This window comes from Blastococcus aggregatus (assembly GCF_900221005.1).
GTDB lineage: Bacteria > Actinomycetota > Actinomycetes > Mycobacteriales > Geodermatophilaceae > Blastococcus > Blastococcus aggregatus.
The window spans coordinates 41,491-60,239 of record NZ_OBQI01000007.1; the positions used below are offsets into that span (position 1 = coordinate 41,491).

An 18,749-nucleotide genomic window follows, 5' to 3' on the forward strand; every position below is an offset into this window, starting at 1 on the left:
CGTGGGTCCCGCGTGGCACCATGCACCCGTGCCTGCCGATCCCGTGCCTCCCACCTCGCGGCTGCGGGTCGTGACCGGCGAGGAGGAGCTGCTCCGCTCCCGCGCGGTCGCCGCGGTGCGGACGGCGGTCGTCGAGCGGCACCCCGACGCCGAGCTGCACGAGCTCGCCGCCCTGGGCCTCCCGCCCGGTCAGCTGGCCGACGTGCTGGCGCCCTCGCTGTTCGGTGGGCACCGCCTGGTCGTGGTGACCGGCGTGCACGAGTCCGCCGCCGTGCTGGCCGAGGCGCTCACCGCCTACGCAAAGGACCCCGACCCCGAGATCACCCTGGTGATCGTCCACTCCGGCGGGAAGCGCAACGAGGCGCTGGTCAAGGCGTTCGTGGCGGCCGGCGCCGCCGTCGACGAGTGCCCCAAGATCAGCTCGGCCGGTGATCGCGCGGCCTTCGTGCGCAACGAGGTCCGCACCTTCGGCGGCCGGATCAGCGGCGACGCCCTCACCGCACTGGTCGACGCGGTCGGCAACGACCTGCGGGCACTCTCGGCCGCGGCCAGCCAGCTGGTCTCGGACTTCGGCGGCACCGTCGACGGCGACGCCGTCGCGCGGTTCCACCGGGGGCAGGCCGAGGTCACCGGCTTCACCGTCGCCGAGCGGGTGCTCATCGGGGACCGGCAGGGTTCGATCGAGATGCTGCGCTGGGCGCTGCAGCGCGGGGTGGCGCACGTCCTCATCGCCGATGCGCTGGCCGACGGCGTGCGCACCGCTGCCCGGGTCGCGTCGTTGAGCTCGACCAACCCCGGCGAGCTCGCCCGCACGCTCAAGATGCCGCCGTGGAAGGTCAAGAAGGCGCAGGCCCAGGCTCGGGGCTGGAGCATCGACGGTCTGCAGCAGGCGATCGGGGTCGTGGCTGGACTCAACGCCGACGTCAAGGGCGTCGCCGCCAGCGCCGACTACGCGCTGGAGCGCGCGGTCCGCAGGATCGTCGAGATCCGGGCCACCACCGGCCGGGGCCGGTTGCCCACCGGCCGCTGACGGCACCCGCCGCCGTCGACCGCGAACCCCCGGAACGCGAACGAGCCCCCATCCCGCGAGGGGAGGGGGCTCGTTCGATCCGCGTCGCGAGCGACGCGGGCCGGATCAGAGACCGGTGGTGAGCTTCGCCAGACCCGACTTGCGGTTGGCGGCCTGGTTCTTGTGGATGACGCCCTTGCTGGCGGCCTTGTCGAGCTGCTTCGCGGCGACCGCGAAGGCGGTGGCCGCGGCGGCGGCGTCGCCGGACTCGGCGGCCGTGCGGACGCGCCGGACGGCGGTCTTCAGGGCGGACTTGACGGCCACGTTGCGCTGACGCGCCTTCTCGTTGGTCTTGATCCGCTTGATCTGGGACTTGATGTTCGCCACGCGTGAGCCTCGGTGTCTCGACAGGAGGGAGTACTTCTGACAATCGTTCGTGAAAGACCTGCGTTCGGGCGCTGTGCCGTGCGGGGACGGCGCGCACACGAACCGGCCTCACAAGATACCAGCCGGTCGAGTCGACCCCAACTGGCCCGGTCAACAGAGCCCGGCAGCGACGCGGCGCATCCCCCAGGCGAGCGCGGCGTCGTGGAAGTGCCGCTGGAAGGCCCGGATGGTGGGCAGCCCCGGCGGTGCCGGCCGCCGCATGCTCGTCGCCCACATCCCGGCCATCGCGAGGACCAGATCGGTCACCTGGCGCGGGTCCGCGGCGGCGACCAGGGCCGAGCGGCCCACCAGCCACTCGGGATCCACACCGCCCTGCGCTGCTGCGTCCAGGCTGAACAGCACCGTGTCGATCCAGTCCGCACCACGGACGGCCCAGGCCCAGTCGACGAACGCCACCGCGCCGCCGGGACCGATCAGGAGGTTGTCCGCCCGGAGATCGCCGTGGACGAGGGTGTCACCGCCCAGCCATCCGCCGGCGGCGAGACGGTCGGGCACGCGACCCAGCCAGTCCAGCCGCTGGACCTCCCATGGGTCCAGATCCGCCGGCGGATCGGCCGCCAGCCCCGACCACGAGGACAGCGGCTTGTCGACCCGCTCGGCCAGGGTGGGCAGTCCGGCGACGGGGCAGGGGGTGCCGGACCGGGCCAGCTCGGCCAGTCCGGCAACCGCCACGGCGGCGGTCCGAGGCGTCCACGGCAGCGGCGCCGCGTCGCCGTCGAACACGTCGAACACGAGCGCGACCCACTCGTCGGCACCGTCGGCCCATTCCAGGTGTGCGCGCAGGGCAGGAACCGGCAGGCTCGCCGGCAGCCCGGCGGCCACCTCCGCCTCCGCTCGCATCAGCGTCGGCGTCTCCGGGTTCAACGGCGTCCCGGCCGCCTTCACGAAGGCGGAGCGGCCGTCCGCGCACGTCACGACGGTGGCCGGTCCGGGGGAGAAGCCGCCCTTCCGCGGCGACACCCGGACGACGGGAGAGCCCAGGACCTGGTCGATCTGCGCTCGAAGGGCTGACGGGAGCCGGTCGTAGGGGAGGCGTGGACTGCCGGGCAAGGACACCGCGCCACGGTCCGCCACGACGTCGTCCTCGGGCAATGCCTTATCCGTCGTCCCGGCGTGGGACGATGGCCCCACTGTGACGACTCCTGCTGCCACCGATCCGGCCCTCATCCGGAACTTCTGCATCATCGCCCACATCGACCATGGCAAGTCGACGCTGGCCGACCGGATGCTCGAGGTCACCGGCCTCGTCGAGGGGCGGCACATGCGTGCCCAGTACCTCGACCGCATGGACATCGAGCGCGAACGCGGCATCACGATCAAGGCCCAGAACGTGCGGCTGCCGTGGACGCCGCGCTCCGGTGCGCACACCGACACCGAGTTCGTGCTGGACATGATCGACACGCCGGGCCACGTGGACTTCACCTACGAGGTGTCCCGCTCGCTGGCCGCCTGCGAGGGCGCCGTGCTGCTGGTCGACGCCGCCCAGGGCATCGAGGCCCAGACGCTGGCCAACCTGTACCTGGCGCTGGAGAACGACCTCACGATCATCCCGGTGCTCAACAAGATCGACCTGCCGGCCGCCCAGCCCGAGCGGTACGCCGAGGAGATCGCGCACATCATCGGGTGCGAGCCCGACGACGTGCTGCGGGTCAGCGGCAAGACCGGCGTCGGCGTCCCCGAGCTGCTCGACCTGATCGTCGAGCGCATCCCGGCGCCCACCGGTGAGGCCGCGGGCCCCGCTCGCGCGATGATCTTCGACTCCGTCTACGACATCTACCGCGGCGTCATCACCTACGTGCGCGTGGTGGACGGCCGGATCTCCTCGCGCGACAAGATCAAGATGATGTCGACCGGCGCGACGCACGAGCTGCTCGAGATCGGCGTGATCTCGCCGGAGCCCAAGCCGGTCGAGAGCCTCGGCGTCGGCGAGGTCGGCTACTTCATCACCGGTGTGAAGGACGTCCGCCAGTCCCGCGTCGGTGACACCGTCACCCTCCAGCACAAGCCGGCCGCGGAGTCGATCGGTGGCTACCGCGACCCGAAGCCGATGGTCTACTCCGGCCTCTACCCGATCGACGGCAGCGACTACCCGCTGCTGCGCGAGGCGCTGGACAAGCTGCTGCTCAACGATGCCGCGCTGACCTACGAGCCGGAGACCTCCGCAGCTCTGGGCTTCGGGTTCCGCGTCGGCTTCCTGGGCCTCCTGCACCTGGAGATCGTCCGCGAGCGGCTCGAGCGCGAGGCCGGCATCAGCCTCATCTCGACCGCGCCGAACGTGGTCTACCGGGTCGTGATGGAGGACCGCAGCGAGCTCACGGTCACCAACCCGAGCGACTGGCCCGAGGGCAAGATCGACAAGGTCTTCGAGCCCATCGTCAACGCCACGATCATCGCCCCGAGCGACTACACCGGCGCGATCATGGAGCTCTGCCAGAGCCGCCGTGGCCAGCTGGGCGGGATGGACTACCTCAGCGAGTCCCGGGTCGAGCTGCGCTACACGCTGCCCCTCGGCGAGATCATCTTCGACTTCTTCGACGCCCTGAAGTCCAAGACCCGCGGCTACGCCAGCCTGGACTACCAGGAGGGTGGCGAGCAGGAGTCCTCGCTGGTGAAGGTGGACATCCTGCTGCAGGGCGAGGCCGTCGACGCGTTCAGCGCGATCGTGCACAAGGACAAGGCCTACTCCTACGGCGTCATGATGGCCGGCAAGCTGCGCGAGCTGATCCCGCGCCAGCAGTTCGAGGTGCCGATCCAGGCCGCCGTCGGCTCCCGGGTCATCGCCCGCGAGACGGTCCGCGCGATCCGCAAGGACGTGCTGGCCAAGTGCTACGGCGGTGACATCACCCGCAAGCGGAAGCTGCTGGAGAAGCAGAAGGAGGGCAAGAAGCGGATGAAGATGGTCGGCCGCGTCGAGGTCCCCCAGGAGGCCTTCGTGGCCGCGCTCTCCACCAACGAGTCGACCGCCTCCAAGAAGTGACTGCCCGGGTCGAGGCGGTCTGCGTCTCGGGCACCGACCTCCCGGCGGTACCCGACCGCAAGCCGGTCCGCACCGGCATCGACAAGCGACCGGTTCCCGGCCGCGTCGCCGTCCACGAGCTGGGGCTCGAGGGCGACGTCCAGGTCAACCGGAAGCACCACGGCGGCGAGGGCCAGGCGGTCTACGCCTACGCGCAGGAGGACGCCGACCACTGGGTGGCCGAGCTGGAGCGGGAGCTCCCCGCCGGCCGGTTCGGCGAGAACCTCCGCACCTCCGGGCTCGACCTGCGCAACGCCGTCCTCGGCGAGCGGTGGCGGATCGGGAGTGCGCTGTTCGAGGTCACCGCCTGGCGGACCCCGTGCGCGAACTTCGCCCGGTTCTGGGGCATCCCCGACCTGGTGAAGCGGTTCGCCGCGCACGGTGCGACGGGTGCGTACCTGCGGGTGCTGCAGACCGGCGAGATCGGGGCCGGCGACGCGGTGGAGATCGTGTCCCGCCCCGAGCACGGTGTCACCGTCGGCACTGCCTTCCGCATCGTCATGACGCAGAAGCGCCGGCTGCCCGAACTCGCCCCCGCCCTGGCGTACCTGCCGCTGAAGGACCAGCCGAAGATCGCCGCGAAGCTCGTCGCCCTGGGCGCTGCGAACTCCTGAGCACGGCGGCCCCGCTCAGGGCTTCGACGCCAGCCGCACGTCCTCGCGCAGGGCCGGGAGGTCGACGCCGCGATCGTGCAGCACCGTGCTCGCCAGCCCCTGGCCCTCCCGGATCAGCCCGAGCAGGACGTGCCCGTCGGTGATGCTCCGCGACTTGCCGGCGATGGCCTCGCGCAGGGAGAGCTCGAGCACCTTCTTGGCGCCCGGCGTGAACGGGATGTGGCCGGTCCGCGCCGAGCGCGCGCCCGGGCCGTCCAGCGCGCCGACCCCGAACGAGGCCTCGACCGAGCTGCGCACGGCGTCCAGGTCGATGCCGAGGGAGGTCAGCGCCGCGGCGTCGAGCTCCTCGCCTCCGGTCAGGCGGACGATGTCGGCCGCCACCGCCTCGCGGGTCAGGCCGTGCCGGCCGAGCGCCGTGGACGCGGTGGTCCCCTGCCGGGTCAGCAGGGCGAGCAGCAGGTGCTCGGTGCCGACCCGGTCGGAGCGCAGCTCGCGGGCCTGTTGCTGGGCGCCCTCGACCACCTGCCGGGCCTCGGGTGTGAAGCGCTCGAACATCGTCAGTCCTTCCGTCGGAGCGGCCCTCGGCCGCGTGCGTGCTTCTTGTGGACCGCCTGCCGGCTGACGCCGAGGCGCTCGGCGATCTGCTCCCACGTCCAGCCCTGCTCGCGCGCGTTGCCGACCTGGAGTTCCTCCAGGCGCTCGACGAGGACGCGCAGCGAGCGGACGGCCGCCAGCCCCACGGTGGGGTCCTTGCTGCTGGCCGCCGAAGCGACCTGTGCCGTGTCCGCCATGCCTGTCAACCTAGGTTGCATCTCTTGGACTGTCAACCTTGGTTGACTCGACGTGCGTGAGAAGGTGGGGGAGAGCCGCACCTCTGGCTCCCGGACGAGCGGTGCCGTACCCGGTGTGCGACAAGACGGCGCCAGAGGAGTTCTCCCATGGCCTGGCTCGTGCTCGTCGTGTCCGGGGTGTTCGAGGCGGTGTGGGCCACGGCCCTGGGCCGGTCGGCCGGGTTCACCCGGCTCGCCCCGTCGATCGTCTTCGCGGTCGCCCTCGTGCTGAGCATGGTCGGGCTCGCCTACGCGATGCGCGAGCTGCCGGTGGGCACGTCCTACGCGGTGTGGGTGGGCATCGGCGCGTCGCTCACCGTCGTCTACGCGATGGCCAGCGGCACCGAGCCGGTGTCAGCGGCGAAGGTGCTGCTGATCCTGGGGCTGATCGGCTGCGTCGTCGGCCTCAAGGTCGTGCACTGAGACCGACGACGGCGACCGTCAGAGCGTGAAGACGATCTTCCCGTTGGTGCGGCCCTCGGACATCCGGGCGAAGCCCTCCCGGGCCTCGGTCAGGGGCAGCTCGACGTCGATCTGCGGCCGGATGCCGGTGACGGCGCACATCTGGATCAGCGCCTCCAGCTCGTCCTTGGTGCCCATGGTCGAGCCGATCACCGACAGCTGCGTGAAGAAGACCCGGTTGAGCTCGGCGCCGGGGTTGAAGCCGGTTGTCGCACCGGAGGTCACCAGCACGCCGCCGGGCTTGAGCGACTTGATGCTGTGGCTCCAGGTCGCCGCACCCACGGTCTCCATGACGCCGTCCACCCGCTCGGGCAGCCGGGCCCCGCTCTCGAACGCCTGCTCGGCGCCCAGGGCGAGGGCAGCCGCGCGCTTCTCCTCGCTGCGGCCGGTCACCCAGATCCGGTAGCCGGCGGCGCGCCCGAGCACGATCAGCGCCGTCGCGACGCCGCCGCTGGCGCCCTGGACGAGCACGGTCTGCCCCGGCCGCAGACCCGAGCGGACGAAGAGCATCCGGTAGGCGGTCAGCCACGCGGTGGGGAGGCAGGCGGCCTCGGCGAAGGACAGGTCGGCCGGCTTGGGCAGCAGGTTGCGCTTGGGGACGGCGACCCGCTCGGCCATCGAGCCCTGGTGCACCTCGGACAGCAGCGAGCGCTTCGGGTCCAGCGTCTCGTCGCCCATCCAGCCGGGGCTGGCGATCACGCCGTGGACGACGACCTCGTTGCCGTCCTCGTCGATGCCGGCCGCGTCCGTGCCCAGGATCATCGGCATCCGCTCCTCGGGCAGGCCGATGCCCTGGAGGCTGAACAGGTCGTGGTGGTTGAGGGAGACGGCCCTGACCTGGATCGTCGTCCAGCCGTCGGGCACCACGGGCTCCGGACGCTCACCCACCTCGAGGACGGAGAGCGGGTCCTTCGGGGCGGGCGTGGAGACGAAGGCAGCGAGCATGCTCGAAAGCTAACCGAGGACCGGTGGCGTGGCGACGCGGGTGGTCGGGGCCCGCCCCGGCCACCCGCGCCGACTCACCGGACCGCGATGCCCTCCGGGTCGAACACCAGTGCCTCGTCGAGGTGGACGCGCAGCGTGAGCTCCATGCCCTCGTGGACGCCGAGGCGCTTGTCGAGCCGGACGACGAGGTGGTCACCGCGGTGGCCGACGCCGTCCGTCAGGCCGAGCGGCTCGACCAGCGCGAAGAGCTCCGCGCCGGTCCGCTCGACGCGGAGGACCCGGGCCGTCAGGCGGTCGCCGGCGCCGGGATCGCTCCCGGCGACGTCCACGCCCTCCGGGCGGACCCCGACCGTGACCGAGGCGAGCCCGGCGCCGGCTGCCGGCAGGGCGATCCGCAGGGAGCCGGCGACGACGGCGCGGCCGTCGCGGACGGGGACCCGGTCGAGCAGGTTGATCGACGGCGACCCGATGAACCCGGCCACGAACGTGTTGACCGGCCGCTCGTAGAGCTCGGCCGGGGTGCCGATCTGCTGCAGCCGACCGTCCCGCAGCACGACGACGCGGTCGCCCATCGTCATCGCCTCGGTCTGGTCGTGCGTGACGTAGACCGTGGTGGTGCCCAGCCGCTTCTGCAGTGCGGCGATCTCCGCCCGCGTCGAGACGCGCAGCTTCGCGTCCAGGTTGGACAGCGGCTCGTCCATGCAGAAGACCTTGGGGTCGCGCACGATGGCGCGCCCCATCGCCACCCGCTGCCGCTGGCCGCCGGACAGCTTGGCCGGCTTGCGGTCGAGCAGCTCCTCCAGCTGCAGGATCCTGGCCGCCTCGGCCACACGGGTCCTGATCTCGTCGGCGCCGACGCCCAGGTTCCGGAGCGCGAAGGCCATGTTCTCGCCCGCGGTCATGCTCGGGTACAGGGCGTAGCCCTGGAAGACCATGGCGACGTCCCGGTCCCGGGGGCGGTGCCCGGTGACGTCGACGCCGTCGATGAGCACGCGCCCCGAGCTGACCGGCTCCAGACCCGCGAGCATCCGCAGGCTGGTGGACTTGCCGCAGCCCGAGGGCCCGACGACGACCATGAACTCCCCGTCGCCGATCCCCAGGTCGAGGGCGTCGACCGCGGGGCGGTCGCTCTGCGGGAAGGTCCGGGTGGCCCCCTCGAAGGTCACCGCCGCCATGCCGGGCCCTCCTCGGGCCGAGGTGCAGCGCTCACAGCTTCGGCTCGATGTCGCGCTCGTAGACGGTCCGGCTCTCCTCGTCGAGCTCGCCGAACACCTTCGCCACGTCCTCGCCGCCGATCGTGATGCGGTCCAGGCCGGCGCCGATGCGCGCACCGCCGCCGGGCAGCAGCACGCGGGCGTAGTCCTGGGACGAGGTGACGTCGAGCTGCTCGAGCGCGGTGCGGAAGTTCGGGTTCGAGTCGAGGAACGGCTTCATGTCCGGGTGGTCGACGGCGTCCTTCTGCACCGGCATGTAGCCGGTCGCCTGGCTGAACGTCACGGTGTTGTCCGTGCTGGTGAGGAACTCGATGAGCTGCAGGGCGGCCTCCTTGCGCTCGTCGGAGATCCGCTCGGGGATGGCCAGGCCGGCGCCGCCGGTCGGGCAGCCCGGCGGAGGGCCGGGGAGGAAGGCGGTGCCGATGTCGAACTGGGCGGCGCTGGTGAGCCCCTTGAGCGAACCGGTCGACTGCATCAGCGCGGCGGCCTGGCCGGCGCCGAACTGGTTGTTGGCGTCGTTGGAGACCGCGATGTGCTCCTGCCGGTACTGGTCCTGCAGGAACGTCCCGGCCTCGATCGTCTCGTCCGAGGTGAAGGTCATGTCCCACTCGTCGGAGTACGAGCCACCGAACGTCCAGACCATGCCCTGGAAGTACCAGTCGAGGTAGTTGCTCCCGTCGGGCAGGACCATGGGGGCGATCCCGGCGTTGGCCGCCGCGAGCTTCGGCGCCCACTCGGCCCACTCGTCCCACGTGGCGGGCCCGCGGTCGGGAAGGCCGGCGGCGCTCCACATCGCCTTGTTGTAGTAGAAGAGCGGCGTCGACCGGGCGTAGGGCAGGGCGTAGTGCTCGCCCTCGAAGGCGTAGTCCTCGCGCAGCGAGTCGACGTAGCCCTCGCTGTCCACGTCCCCGGCCTCCCACAGCTCGTCCATGGGGGTGATCGCGTCGGTGAGCGCGAAGTTGAACCAGGTGACGTCGGAGGCCACGACGACGTCGGGCAGCTCGCCGCCGGACAGGGCGGCGTTGAACTTCTGCGCCACCTCCTCGTAGCTCTTCCCGGCGGTCACCAGGTTCACCTCGATGCCCGTCTCGGCCTCGAAGGCCTCGAGCAGTTCGGTCTCGACCTCTTTGGACTCGCCGGGGTGGTTCGACCAGAAGGTCAACGTCTCGACCGGGCCGTCGCCGCTCGCGCCGGCGTCGTCGGCAGAGCCTGTCCCGGCGCAGCCGGTCAGGGTGAGCGCGGCGATGGCCGCCGCGCCGGTGAGGCGGAGCAGGGGACGGCGTCCCGATGCGGTCATGGGAAAGGAGCTCCTGTCGTGGGTGGTGCGGTGGGATCGCCGGGCTGAGGCGCCCGGAGTCGGGGTCAGCCCTTGACCGCGCCGGCCGTCAGGCCCTTGATCATGTGGCGCTGGAGGGCCAGGAAGATCAGCAGGATCGGCAGCATGGTCAGCACGGTGCCGGCGAGCACGGGGCCCCAGTTGGTCAGTCCCTGGGTGTCCTGGAGCTGCGCGAGGCCGACGGGCAGCGGCGCGACGGAGGCGTCGTCGGCCATGAGGAGTGGCCAGAGGTACTGGTTCCACTCGTTGACGATCGTGATCAGCGTGAAGGCGATGAGGGTCGGCCACGACATCGGCAGCACCACGCGCCAGAGCATCCGCAGCGGCCCCGCGGCGTCCATCTCGGCGGCCTCGATGATCTCCCGGGGGAGCGAGAGGAAGTGGTTGCGCATCAGGAAGGTGCCGAAGGCGACGCCGGCCAGCGGCACGATGATCCCGGTGAAGGTGTTGCGCCAGCCCAGCTGCGCGACCAGTGCGTAGTTGCTGATCACGGTGATCTGGTTGGGCACCATCAGGCTGCCGATCACGAACAGCAGCACCAGGCTGCGGCCGGGGAACCGCAGGAACGCGAGGGCGTAGGCGGACAGCACCCCGAGGACCACCTGGATGACGGTCAGCGACGCGGTGATGATGATCGAGTTGCGCAGGTAGTCGGTGAAGGCGACCCCGCTGCCGACGGCGGAGTAGTTGTCGACGGTGAGCGGGTCGGGGAACCAGCCGACCGGAACGGTGTAGATGTCCGGCCGCTCCTTGAGCGAGGAGATCAGGATCCAGTACAGCGGGAGCGCGACGACGAGCACGACGAGCAGGAGCCCGGCGTACCCGCCCGCGCGGCTGAGCCGGCTGCTGCGCTCGGCAGGGGCCTGGACGGCGGTCACCGCTGCTGCCCCCGCTCCATGACGCGGACCTGGACGAGGGTGACGACGAGCAGGATGAGGAACATGACCGTGGCGACGGTGGCGCCGAATCCGGCCCGCTGGTTCACGAAGGTCTCCTGGTAGACCTGGTAGACCATCGTCGTCGTGCCGTTGCCCAGGGGGCCGCCCCTGGTCATCGTGTCGATGATGTCGAAGACCTGGAAGCTGTTGAGCAGCACCGTGATGAGCAGGAAGAACGTCGCCGGGCGCAACTGCGGCCAGGTGACCTTGCGGAACCTCGTCCACGTGGAGGCGGCGTCGATCTCGGCCGCCTCGTCGAGGTCCGCCCGTCGCCCCTGCAGTGCCGCCAGGTAGATGACGAAGGTGTAGCCGAGGTTCTTCCAGATGTAGGTCACCGTGACCATGAACAGCGCCCAGTCCGGGTCCTGGTAGAACGCCGGCGACTCGACCCCGATCCGCCCCAGCAGGTCCTGCACGAGGCCGAAGGTGGGGTCGAAGACGAACTGGAAGGCGACCCCGACGGCGGCGCCGGCGACGACGAAGGGCGCGAAGACCAGCGACCGCACCGCGTCCCGCCCGAACAGCCGGCGGTCCAGCAGGAGCGCCAGCGCCAGGCCCAGCGCCATCGAGCCGACCACGGCGGCCGCGGTGAAGACGACGGTGTTCCACAGCACGGCGTGACTGGCGGAGCTGGTGAACCACTCGACGTAGTTGTCGAAGCCGATGTACGTGGCCGTGGGCGAGGAGATGTTCCAGTCGGTGAACGACAACCGGACGTTGTCGATCAGCGGCCGGTAGGTGAACACGCCGAGCAGGACCAGGTTCGGCACCAGGAAGGCGCCGGCGACGAGCAGGCCGCGCCCGCGCCGCTCCCGGCGGCGGGCCGGTGGCCGGGGAAGCGGTGCCGGAGCGGGCCCGGTGCGGGCGCCGGCGACGAGGTCAGTGGCCACGGACGCACCGTGACGGCCCGGGGTGAACAGGTGCCGGTGCCCGGGCGACCGGTCGGTTCCGTGATCATGAACGTCCGGCGGTCGGGGCCTCAGGTGTGGCGGAGACCACGGCGCCCTCTAGCCTGAGCCGGTTCTTCCCGGTCCCACCTGAGGAGCTCACCGAAGATGACGACACGTGCACTCGTACTCGGCGGAGGCGGCGTCGCCGGCATCGCGTGGGAGCTCGGCCTGCTCAGCGGCTGGGCCACCGAGGGCGTCGACGTCACGGGGGCCGACCTCGTCGTCGGCACGTCCGCCGGCTCCGTGGTGGGTGCCCAGCTGCGTCTCGACGGTGACCTGCAGGCCCTCTACGCGCGGCAGCTGCTCCCGCCGGTGGGGGAGATGAAGGTCGAGTTCGACGGGGTGTCGACGATGACCGCCTTCGCCGACGCGATGAAGGGGGCCACCGGCGAGCAGGACGCGCGGGCCCGCCTGGGTGCGCTCGCGCTGGCGGTGGACGCCGTCCCGGAGGCCGAGCGCCGGGCCATCATCGAGGGCCGGATCGGCGACCCGGAGTGGCCGACGGGGCAGCTCGTGATCACGGCCGTGGACACCGCGGACGGCGAGTTCCTGCCCTTCGACGCCTCATCCGGTGTGCGGCTGCTCGACGCCGTGACCGCCAGCTGCGCCGTCCCCGGCGTCTGGCCGCCGGTCACCGTGAACGGTCGGCGGCTGATGGACGGCGGCATGCGCTCGGTCACCAACGCCGACCTCGCCGCCGGCTGCGACAAGGTGCTCGTGGTCACGCCCACGCGCGGCATGCCCGGGGGGCTGCTCGGACCCGGGCTCGACCGCGAGATCGAGATCCTGGAGAAGGAGGCCGAGGTGCACGTGGTGACCGCCGACGAGGCGGCGCTGGCCGCCTTCGGGAACAACGTGCTCGACCCGGCCACCCGCGGGCCCTCGGCCCGCGCCGGCCGCGCCCAGGCCGCCGCGACGATCGAGGCCGCCCGCGCCTTCTGGGGCTGACGCTCCGCGCCGCACGACCGCGAGGATCGTCAGCGGACGATGACGACGTGCTCCCCGCGGGGCACGAACTCGCCGATCACCGGTGCGCCGGGCACCTCGCCGCCCAGCAGCAGCCCGCCGGAGGTCTGCGCGTCGGCCAGCAGCAGTGCCTCGTCCTCGGACACTGCTGACAGGTCGGTGTGCGGGCGCACCCAGTCGAGGTTGCGCCGGGTACCGCCGGAGACGAACCCGCCGGCCAGCGCCTCGCGCGCACCGGTCAGGTAGGGCACCGCGGCGGCGTCGACCACGGCGGTGACGCCGCTGGCGCGGGCCATCTTGTACAGGTGCCCGAGCAGGCCGAAGCCGGTCACGTCGGTGCCCGCCCGGATGCCGGCGTCCACCGCCGCCTGGCCGGCCGCACGGTTGAGCGCGGTCATCGAGGCGACCGCCTCCTCGGACACCTCGCCGGTGGCCTTCATCCGGCTGTTGAGCACGCCCACGCCCAGCGGCTTGGTGAGGCTCAGCGGTGTGCCGGCGACCGCGCCGGAGTTGGTGATGATCCGGTCGACGTCGACGATCCCGGTGACGGCCATGCCGTACTTCGGCTCCGGGTCGTCGATGGAGTGCCCGCCGCCGACGTGGCAGCCCGCCTCGTGCGCCACCTCGAGGCCGCCGCGCAGCACCTCCGCCGCGAGCTCCGCGGGCAGCACGTCGCGCGGCCATCCCAGCAGGTTGACCGCCACCACCGGGGTGCCGCCCATCGCGTACACGTCGGAGAGCGCGTTGGCCGCCGCGATCCGCCCGAAGGTGTACGCGTCGTCGACGACCGGGGTGAAGAAGTCGGTGGTCAGCACCAGGCCCTGGCCGCCGGCGAGACGCACCACGGCGGCGTCGTCGCCGTCGTCCAGCCCGACGATCAGCTCGGCGGCGGGATCCGCGGGCCCGCCGGCGGTCAGCCCCGCGACGACCGCCTCCAGCTCGCCCGGCGGGATCTTGCAGGCGCACCCGCCGCCGTGCGCGTACTGGGTGAGCCGGATTGCGGGCGCGATCGTCACGGTCCCGAATGTAGGGCGCACCGTCGCCGACCACCGCGCGGGAGAGGACCTCGACCTGCAGCGGGGAAGGCCATGCTGGGCCGGGGCCAGTTGCCGCATCGAGGAGGGGCCGTGGACGAGGTCGACGTGGTCGTCGTGGGAGCGGGGTTCGCGGGGCTCGTCGCCGCCACCGACGTGCTGTCCGCCGGGCGGAGCGTGGTGGTTCTGGAAGCCCGCGACCGGGTGGGTGGCCGGACCGAGACGGTCCGGCTGGCCGGCGCGGAGCTGGAGGCCGGTGGGCAGTGGACCGGCCCCGGACAGGACGAGCTGGCGCGGCTGGCGAGCCGTCTCGGCGTCCCGACGTTCCCGCAGCCGGCGGCCGGCGACGAGGTGGTGATCCGGCCGGACGGGACAGCGGTGCGGACGCCGGCGGGACTGGTCGACGCGCTCGACACGGCAGCCTTCGAGGAGCTGACGGAGGCCATGGCGGCCCTCGACGCCCTCGCGGGCACCGTCGACGTGGCCGCCCCCTGGCAGACCCCGGACGCGGAAGCGCTGGACGGCTCGACGCTGGAGAGCTGGATGCAGGCCCACATCGCGTCGTCGGACGCCCGGACGGCACTGCGGATCACGGTGCGCGGGATCTTCGCCACGGACCCGGCGAACCTCTCGCTGCTCCATGCGTTGTTCTACGTCGCCGCGGGCGGCGGCTGGATGTCGCTCGTGGGTACCGAGGGTGGCGCCCAGCAGGACCGCTTCGAGGGCGGGCTCCAGGAGATCGCGCTCCGGCTCGCCGCCGACCTCGGGGACGCCGTCCGGCTGCGCACCCCGGTCCGCCGGCTGGCCCACGATGCGCACGGCGTCCGCGCCGAGTTCGACGGGGGATCGGTCCGTGCCCGGTGGGCGGTGGTCGCCGTCCCCCCGACGCTCGCCGCACGCCTGGACTACGTGCCTGCCCTCCCGCCGGCGCGCGACCAGCTCACGCAGCGGCTGCCCGGCGGATCGGTCATCAAGTTCCACGTCGTCTACGACCGGCCGTGGTGGCGCGACCAGGGACTGAACGGGTCGGCGTTCTGCCTGGACGGCCCGGTGTCCGTCACCTACGACGCCACGACGCCGGGCCGTGGGCCGGGCGTCCTGACCGGCTTCGTCGAGGGGGCCGACGGCGTCGCCTTCGGACGACTCGGCCAGCAGGAGCGCGGCATCCGGGTGATCGAGGTGCTGGTCCGGGCGTTCGGGGACGACGCGCGGCACCCGACGTCCTACGTCGATCGTGACTGGTCGGCCGAGCCGTGGACACGTGGCTGCTACGGGGCCCACTTCCCCCCGGGTGCCTGGACGCAGTTGGGCCCTGCCCTCCGCGAGCCGGTCGGCCGTCTGCACTGGGCCGGGACGGAGACGGCCACCCGGTGGATGGGGTACGTCGACGGGGCGATCGAGTCGGGGCACCGAGCGGCCCGTGAAGTCCTGGCCTAGCTCGCGCGGCCGCCCGGCAGCAGGACGAGCCGAGGCGGTCGCTGGGCCTCCGGCCGCGGACGGAGCGCCCGCCCGGCGGGGTGCCGGGAGCGCTCGCCGGCCGCCTGCAGCTCCGCGCGGCGGCGGGGATCGGGTTCGAGCGCGGTGAGCACCTTCTCCAGCGCGTGTCGGCCGGCGCCCGCGTAGGGGCCCTCGGGCTGGGCGGCCAGCGCCACGGCGACGGCTGCCGCCTCCTCGGGCGTGAGGGTGACCGGCGGGAGCAGGGCGGCGGAGCGGGACTCGGTGCGCTTCACGGGACGGATGCTGGCAGCGACCTCCGACACTTTTCCGCGGACGCCGGCACGTAGGCTGCGCGGCGGAGGCGTCAGGGTGTCTGGTGGCCCCCGCGGCCTCTAAAGCCGACGTGGCCGAGTACCTCGGTCAGGCGGGTTCGATTCCCGTCCGCCTCCGCCATACCCCTCGCCCGCCTACGCTGCGGTGCGATGTCCGACCAGCGCAGCAGCGACGACCCGCGGCGCGCGGTGCCGCGCACCGACGCCCTGCTCGCCGAACCGGCGGTGCATGCGGCTGAGCAGCGGCTGGGCCGCGACCTGGTCAAGGCCGCCGTCCAGCGGGTGCAGGGCCGCATCCGCTCCGGCGAGCTCGCCGCCCCCGATGCGGTCGCCGCCGTCCTGGACGCCCTGCCGCCGACGGCCGGCAGCCTCCGCCCGGTCCTCAACGCCACCGGCGTGCTCGTGCACACCAACCTCGGCCGGGCGCCGCTGTCCCCGGCCGCGGTCGAGGCGATCGCCGCAGCGGCCGGGACGACCGACGTGGAGCTCGACCTGCGCACCGGGCGGCGCGGCCCGCGCGGGGAGGCGGCCCTCGACGCCCTCCTCGAGGCAGTCCCCGCGGCCGAGGCCGCGCTCGTGGTGAACAACTGCGCCGCCGCGCTGGCACTGGTGGCCACCGCGCTGGGTCAGGGCCGCGAGCTGGTGATCGCCCGCGGCGAGCTGGTCGAGATCGGCGACGGCTTCCGCATCCCCGACCTGCTCGAGTCCACCGGCGCCCGCCTGCGCGAGGTCGGGACGACGAACCGGGTCACCGTCGAGGACTACCGCGCCGCGCTCACGCCGGAGACCGGCGCCGTGCTCAAGGTGCACCCGTCGAACTTCGTCGTCCGCGGCTTCACGCGGTCCGCGGGGATCGGCGAGCTGGCCGCGGCGCTGGCCGGGACCGGCGTCCCGCTGGTGGCCGACGTGGGGTCGGGCCTGCTGCGGGCGCATCCGCTGCTGCCCGACGAGCCCGACCTGCAGTCGACGCTCGCGGCGGGCGCCGACCTCGTGCTGGCCAGCGGCGACAAGCTGCTCGGCGGGCCGCAGGCCGGGCTCGTGCTCGGCCGGGCCGACCTCGTCCAGCGGCTGCGCCGGCATCCGCTGTACCGCGCGCTCCGCGTCGACAAGACGACGCTCGCCGCCCTCGAGGCGACGCTGCGCGGCCCGCAGCCACCCGTGCAGCAACTGCTCGCCGCCGACCTCGCCGGCCTGCGGGCCCGCGCGGCGACGATCGCCGGGCGGCTGACCGGGGCGGGCGTCGACGCCCGCGTCGTCGACGCGCCCGGCCGCGTCGGCGGGGGAGGAGCCCCTGAGCACCCCCTGACCGGGGTCGCCGTCTCGCTGCCCGCCGCGTTCGCCGAGCCCCTGCGGCTGGGCGCCCGGCCGGTGGTGGGGTACGTCGAGGACGGCCGCACCCTGCTCAACCTGCGCAGCCTGCTGACCGACGACGACGCCGCGCTCGCCGACGCCGTCCTGGAGGTGGCGGAGAAGTGGACGTGATCGCCACCGCCGGGCACGTCGATCACGGCAAGTCCGCGCTGGTGCGCGCGCTCACGGGCATGGAGCCCGACCGCTGGGCCGAGGAGCGACGGCGCGGGCTGACCATCGACCTGGGGTTCGCCTGGACCGCGCTGCCGTCGGGCCGCGCGGTCGCGGTGGTCGACGTGCCCGGCCACGAGCGGTTCATCGGCAACATGCTCGCCGGCATCGGCCCGGTCCCGGCGGCGCTGCTGGTGGTCGCGGCCGACGACGGGTGGTCGGCCCAGACGGAGGAGCACGTCGCCGTCCTGGACGCGCTCGGCGTGGAGCACGCGCTGCTGGCGGTCACCAAGTCCGATCTGGCCGACCCGGGGCCGGTGCTCGCCGACGCGACCGAGCGGCTGGCGGGGACGTCGATGGGCGCCGTGCCCGGGATCGCGGTCAGCGCGCTGACCGGCGCGGGGATGCCGGAGTTCACCACCGCGCTGGAGCGGCTGCTCGAGGGACTGCCCGAGCCGGATGCGACCGCGCCGGTGCGGCTGTGGATCGACCGGACATTCACCATCAAGGGCGCGGGCACGGTGGTCACCGGCACCCTCGCCGGCGGCACGGTCGCCCCGGAGGACCGGCTGCGGCTGGGGGACCGCGACGTCGTCGTGCGCGGCGTCCAGTCGCTCGGCCGGCCGGTCGACCGTGCCCGGGCCACCGCTCGCGTGGCGTTGAACCTGCGCGGGATCGCGGTCGAGGAGATCTCCCGCGGCGACGCCCTCCTGACCCCGGGCGCGTTCCGCAGCACCGCCGAGGTGGACGTGACGCTGGTGCGGGCGCCGGAGGACCGGCTCCCGGCCGAGGCGGTCGTGCACGTCGGGTCGGCGACCGTCGGTGCGCGGGTGCGCCCCCTGGACGGCGCCGTCGTCCGGCTGCGTCTGGACGCCGCGCTGCCCCTCCGGATCGGTGACCGCGTGCTGCTCCGGGATCCGGGTGCCCGGCGGGTGCTGGGTGCCGAGGTCCGGGACGTCGACCCGCCCGAGCTGCGCCGCCGCGGCGCGGCCCGCCAGCGCGCCGCGGACCTGGCCGCGCAGCCGGCCGGCGACGCCGGTGCGGCGGCCGACCTCGCCCGCCGGCGGATCGTCCGCACCGCCGAGTTCACCGCGATGGGCTGGCCGGTACCCGAGGGCGCCGCGGAGCACGGTCCCTGGCTGCTCGCGCCCGGCCTGGTCGACGCGCTCGCCGCCCGCGTGCCCGACGTCGTCGCGCGGTTCCGGCGGTTGCGCCCGCTGGAGCCCGGCCCGCCGGTCGAGGTCGTCCGCCGGGCGCTCGACCTGCCCGGCGCCGACCTGGTGCCGGCGCTCGTGCGCCCTCCGCTCGCGCTCCGCGACGGGCGGGTGGTCGACGGCGCGGCCGAGCTGCCTCCGCAGGTGCAGCGGGCCGTCGACGCGATCCGCGTTCGGCTGGCCGCCGACCCGTTCGCCGCTCCCGAGGTTCCCGAGCTGGCGGCCGCGGGTCTGGGTCCGCGGGAGCTGGCGGCTGCCGTGCGCAGCGGTCAGCTGGTCCGCGTCGCCGATGCCGTCTACCTGGCGCCCGGGATCGCCGAGGTGGCACGGGCGCGACTGGGCGGGCTGGCCCAGCCGTTCACCGTCAGCCAGGCCCGGCAGGCGTGGGGGACCAGTCGCCGGGTCGCCGTCCCGCTCATGGAGTGGCTCGACGCGCAGGGCCTCAGCACCCGCCTCCCGGACAACACCCGACGGCTGCGCTGAT

General features: G+C 73.3%; 19 protein-coding genes, 1 tRNA gene and 1 riboswitch. Of the genes, 9 read left to right on the top strand and 11 right to left on the bottom strand.

Annotated features, from left to right (window positions below):
• Positions 1 to 28: 28 nt before the first annotated feature.
• Positions 29 to 1,030 carry a DNA polymerase III subunit delta gene (gene holA / locus CRP29_RS20160; protein ID WP_245853130.1) on the top strand — a complete coding sequence of 334 codons (1,002 nt, stop codon included), beginning with the start codon at positions 29 to 31 and terminating at the stop codon, positions 1,028 to 1,030.
• A 105-nt stretch (positions 1,031 to 1,135) separates the two neighbouring features.
• Here holA and rpsT read toward each other — a convergent pair whose 3' ends face one another.
• Positions 1,136 to 1,396, bottom strand: coding sequence for a 30S ribosomal protein S20 (gene rpsT, locus CRP29_RS20165; RefSeq protein WP_097196864.1), 261 nt, complete (start codon positions 1,394 to 1,396; stop codon positions 1,136 to 1,138).
• A gap of 150 nt (positions 1,397 to 1,546) precedes the next feature.
• Positions 1,547 to 2,530 (bottom strand): phosphotransferase family protein, encoded by a 984-nt coding sequence (locus tag CRP29_RS20170; RefSeq protein ID WP_176523068.1) that lies wholly within the window; start codon positions 2,528 to 2,530, stop codon positions 1,547 to 1,549.
• Positions 2,531 to 2,588: 58 nt separating this feature from the next.
• Here CRP29_RS20170 and lepA point away from each other — a divergent pair, with 58 nt between their 5' ends.
• Entirely contained in the window at positions 2,589 to 4,433 is a 1,845-nt protein-coding gene (gene lepA / locus CRP29_RS20175; protein ID WP_097196865.1) for a translation elongation factor 4, read from the top strand.
• Entirely contained in the window at positions 4,430 to 5,086 is a 657-nt protein-coding gene (locus tag CRP29_RS20180) for an MOSC domain-containing protein (RefSeq protein ID WP_097196866.1), read from the top strand. The genes lepA and CRP29_RS20180 overlap by 4 nt, the downstream gene beginning before the upstream one ends.
• Before the next feature lie 15 nt (positions 5,087 to 5,101).
• On the opposite strand, the gene CRP29_RS20185 is transcribed toward CRP29_RS20180, so the two are convergent.
• Positions 5,102 to 5,641 carry a Clp protease N-terminal domain-containing protein gene (locus CRP29_RS20185; RefSeq protein WP_097196867.1) on the bottom strand — a complete coding sequence of 180 codons (540 nt, stop codon included), beginning with the start codon at positions 5,639 to 5,641 and terminating at the stop codon, positions 5,102 to 5,104.
• A 2-nt stretch (positions 5,642 to 5,643) separates the two neighbouring features.
• Positions 5,644 to 5,877 (bottom strand): helix-turn-helix domain-containing protein, encoded by a 234-nt coding sequence (locus CRP29_RS20190; RefSeq protein WP_097196868.1) that lies wholly within the window; start codon positions 5,875 to 5,877, stop codon positions 5,644 to 5,646.
• A 69-nt stretch (positions 5,878 to 5,946) separates the two neighbouring features.
• Positions 5,947 to 6,012, top strand: a riboswitch (guanidine-III (ykkC-III) riboswitch).
• Between the two features lie 12 nt (positions 6,013 to 6,024).
• Here CRP29_RS20190 and CRP29_RS20195 point away from each other — a divergent pair.
• Positions 6,025 to 6,339 carry a DMT family transporter gene (locus CRP29_RS20195; protein WP_097196869.1) on the top strand — a complete coding sequence of 105 codons (315 nt, stop codon included), beginning with the start codon at positions 6,025 to 6,027 and terminating at the stop codon, positions 6,337 to 6,339.
• A gap of 18 nt (positions 6,340 to 6,357) precedes the next feature.
• Here CRP29_RS20195 and CRP29_RS20200 read toward each other — a convergent pair whose 3' ends face one another.
• From CRP29_RS20200 to CRP29_RS20220, 5 genes are all read right to left on the bottom strand, one after another.
• Positions 6,358 to 7,323, bottom strand: a complete 966-nt coding sequence (locus CRP29_RS20200) for a zinc-binding dehydrogenase (RefSeq protein WP_097196870.1) — start codon at positions 7,321 to 7,323, stop codon at positions 6,358 to 6,360.
• Positions 7,324 to 7,397: 74 nt separating this feature from the next.
• Entirely contained in the window at positions 7,398 to 8,498 is a 1,101-nt protein-coding gene (locus CRP29_RS20205) for an ABC transporter ATP-binding protein (protein ID WP_097196871.1), read from the bottom strand.
• A 31-nt stretch (positions 8,499 to 8,529) separates the two neighbouring features.
• The gene (locus CRP29_RS20210; RefSeq protein WP_097196872.1) at positions 8,530 to 9,834 is read right to left on the bottom strand and encodes an ABC transporter substrate-binding protein; all 1,305 of its coding nucleotides are present in this window, start codon (positions 9,832 to 9,834) and stop codon (positions 8,530 to 8,532) included.
• A 65-nt stretch (positions 9,835 to 9,899) separates the two neighbouring features.
• Positions 9,900 to 10,751, bottom strand: coding sequence for a carbohydrate ABC transporter permease (locus tag CRP29_RS20215; RefSeq protein WP_097196873.1), 852 nt, complete (start codon positions 10,749 to 10,751; stop codon positions 9,900 to 9,902).
• Positions 10,748 to 11,701: a carbohydrate ABC transporter permease gene (locus tag CRP29_RS20220; protein ID WP_217991687.1), complete on the bottom strand. Its 954-nt coding sequence runs from the start codon at positions 11,699 to 11,701 to the stop codon at positions 10,748 to 10,750. Before CRP29_RS20220 ends, CRP29_RS20215 begins: the two co-directional genes overlap by 4 nt.
• 165 nt (positions 11,702 to 11,866) lie before the next feature.
• Between CRP29_RS20220 and CRP29_RS20225 the strand changes: the two genes are divergently transcribed.
• On the top strand, positions 11,867 to 12,709 hold the full coding sequence (locus CRP29_RS20225) for a patatin-like phospholipase family protein (RefSeq protein ID WP_097196874.1): 843 nt from the start codon (positions 11,867 to 11,869) through the stop codon (positions 12,707 to 12,709).
• Between the two features lie 29 nt (positions 12,710 to 12,738).
• Here CRP29_RS20225 and selD read toward each other — a convergent pair whose 3' ends face one another.
• The gene (selD, locus tag CRP29_RS20230) at positions 12,739 to 13,743 is read right to left on the bottom strand and encodes a selenide, water dikinase SelD (RefSeq protein WP_217991688.1); all 1,005 of its coding nucleotides are present in this window, start codon (positions 13,741 to 13,743) and stop codon (positions 12,739 to 12,741) included.
• Positions 13,744 to 13,854: 111 nt separating this feature from the next.
• Between selD and CRP29_RS20235 the strand changes: the two genes are divergently transcribed.
• Entirely contained in the window at positions 13,855 to 15,198 is a 1,344-nt protein-coding gene (locus CRP29_RS20235; protein ID WP_281256823.1) for a flavin monoamine oxidase family protein, read from the top strand.
• Here the strand turns inward: CRP29_RS20235 and CRP29_RS20240 are convergent.
• Positions 15,195 to 15,491, bottom strand: a complete 297-nt coding sequence (locus CRP29_RS20240; protein ID WP_141437182.1) for a hypothetical protein — start codon at positions 15,489 to 15,491, stop codon at positions 15,195 to 15,197. The genes CRP29_RS20235 and CRP29_RS20240 overlap by 4 nt on opposite strands.
• Before the next feature lie 64 nt (positions 15,492 to 15,555).
• Between CRP29_RS20240 and CRP29_RS22930 the strand changes: the two genes are divergently transcribed.
• The 3 genes from CRP29_RS22930 to selB all read left to right on the top strand — a co-directional run bounded on the left by CRP29_RS22930 (position 15,556) and on the right by selB (position 18,748).
• Positions 15,556 to 15,651 (top strand) — tRNA-OTHER (locus CRP29_RS22930).
• Between the two features lie 29 nt (positions 15,652 to 15,680).
• Positions 15,681 to 17,012, top strand: coding sequence for an L-seryl-tRNA(Sec) selenium transferase (gene selA, locus CRP29_RS20245; RefSeq protein ID WP_097196877.1), 1,332 nt, complete (start codon positions 15,681 to 15,683; stop codon positions 17,010 to 17,012).
• Entirely contained in the window at positions 17,009 to 18,748 is a 1,740-nt protein-coding gene (gene selB / locus CRP29_RS20250; protein WP_245853131.1) for a selenocysteine-specific translation elongation factor, read from the top strand. The genes selA and selB overlap by 4 nt, the downstream gene beginning before the upstream one ends.
• The last annotated feature ends 1 nt before the right edge of the window (position 18,749 follow it).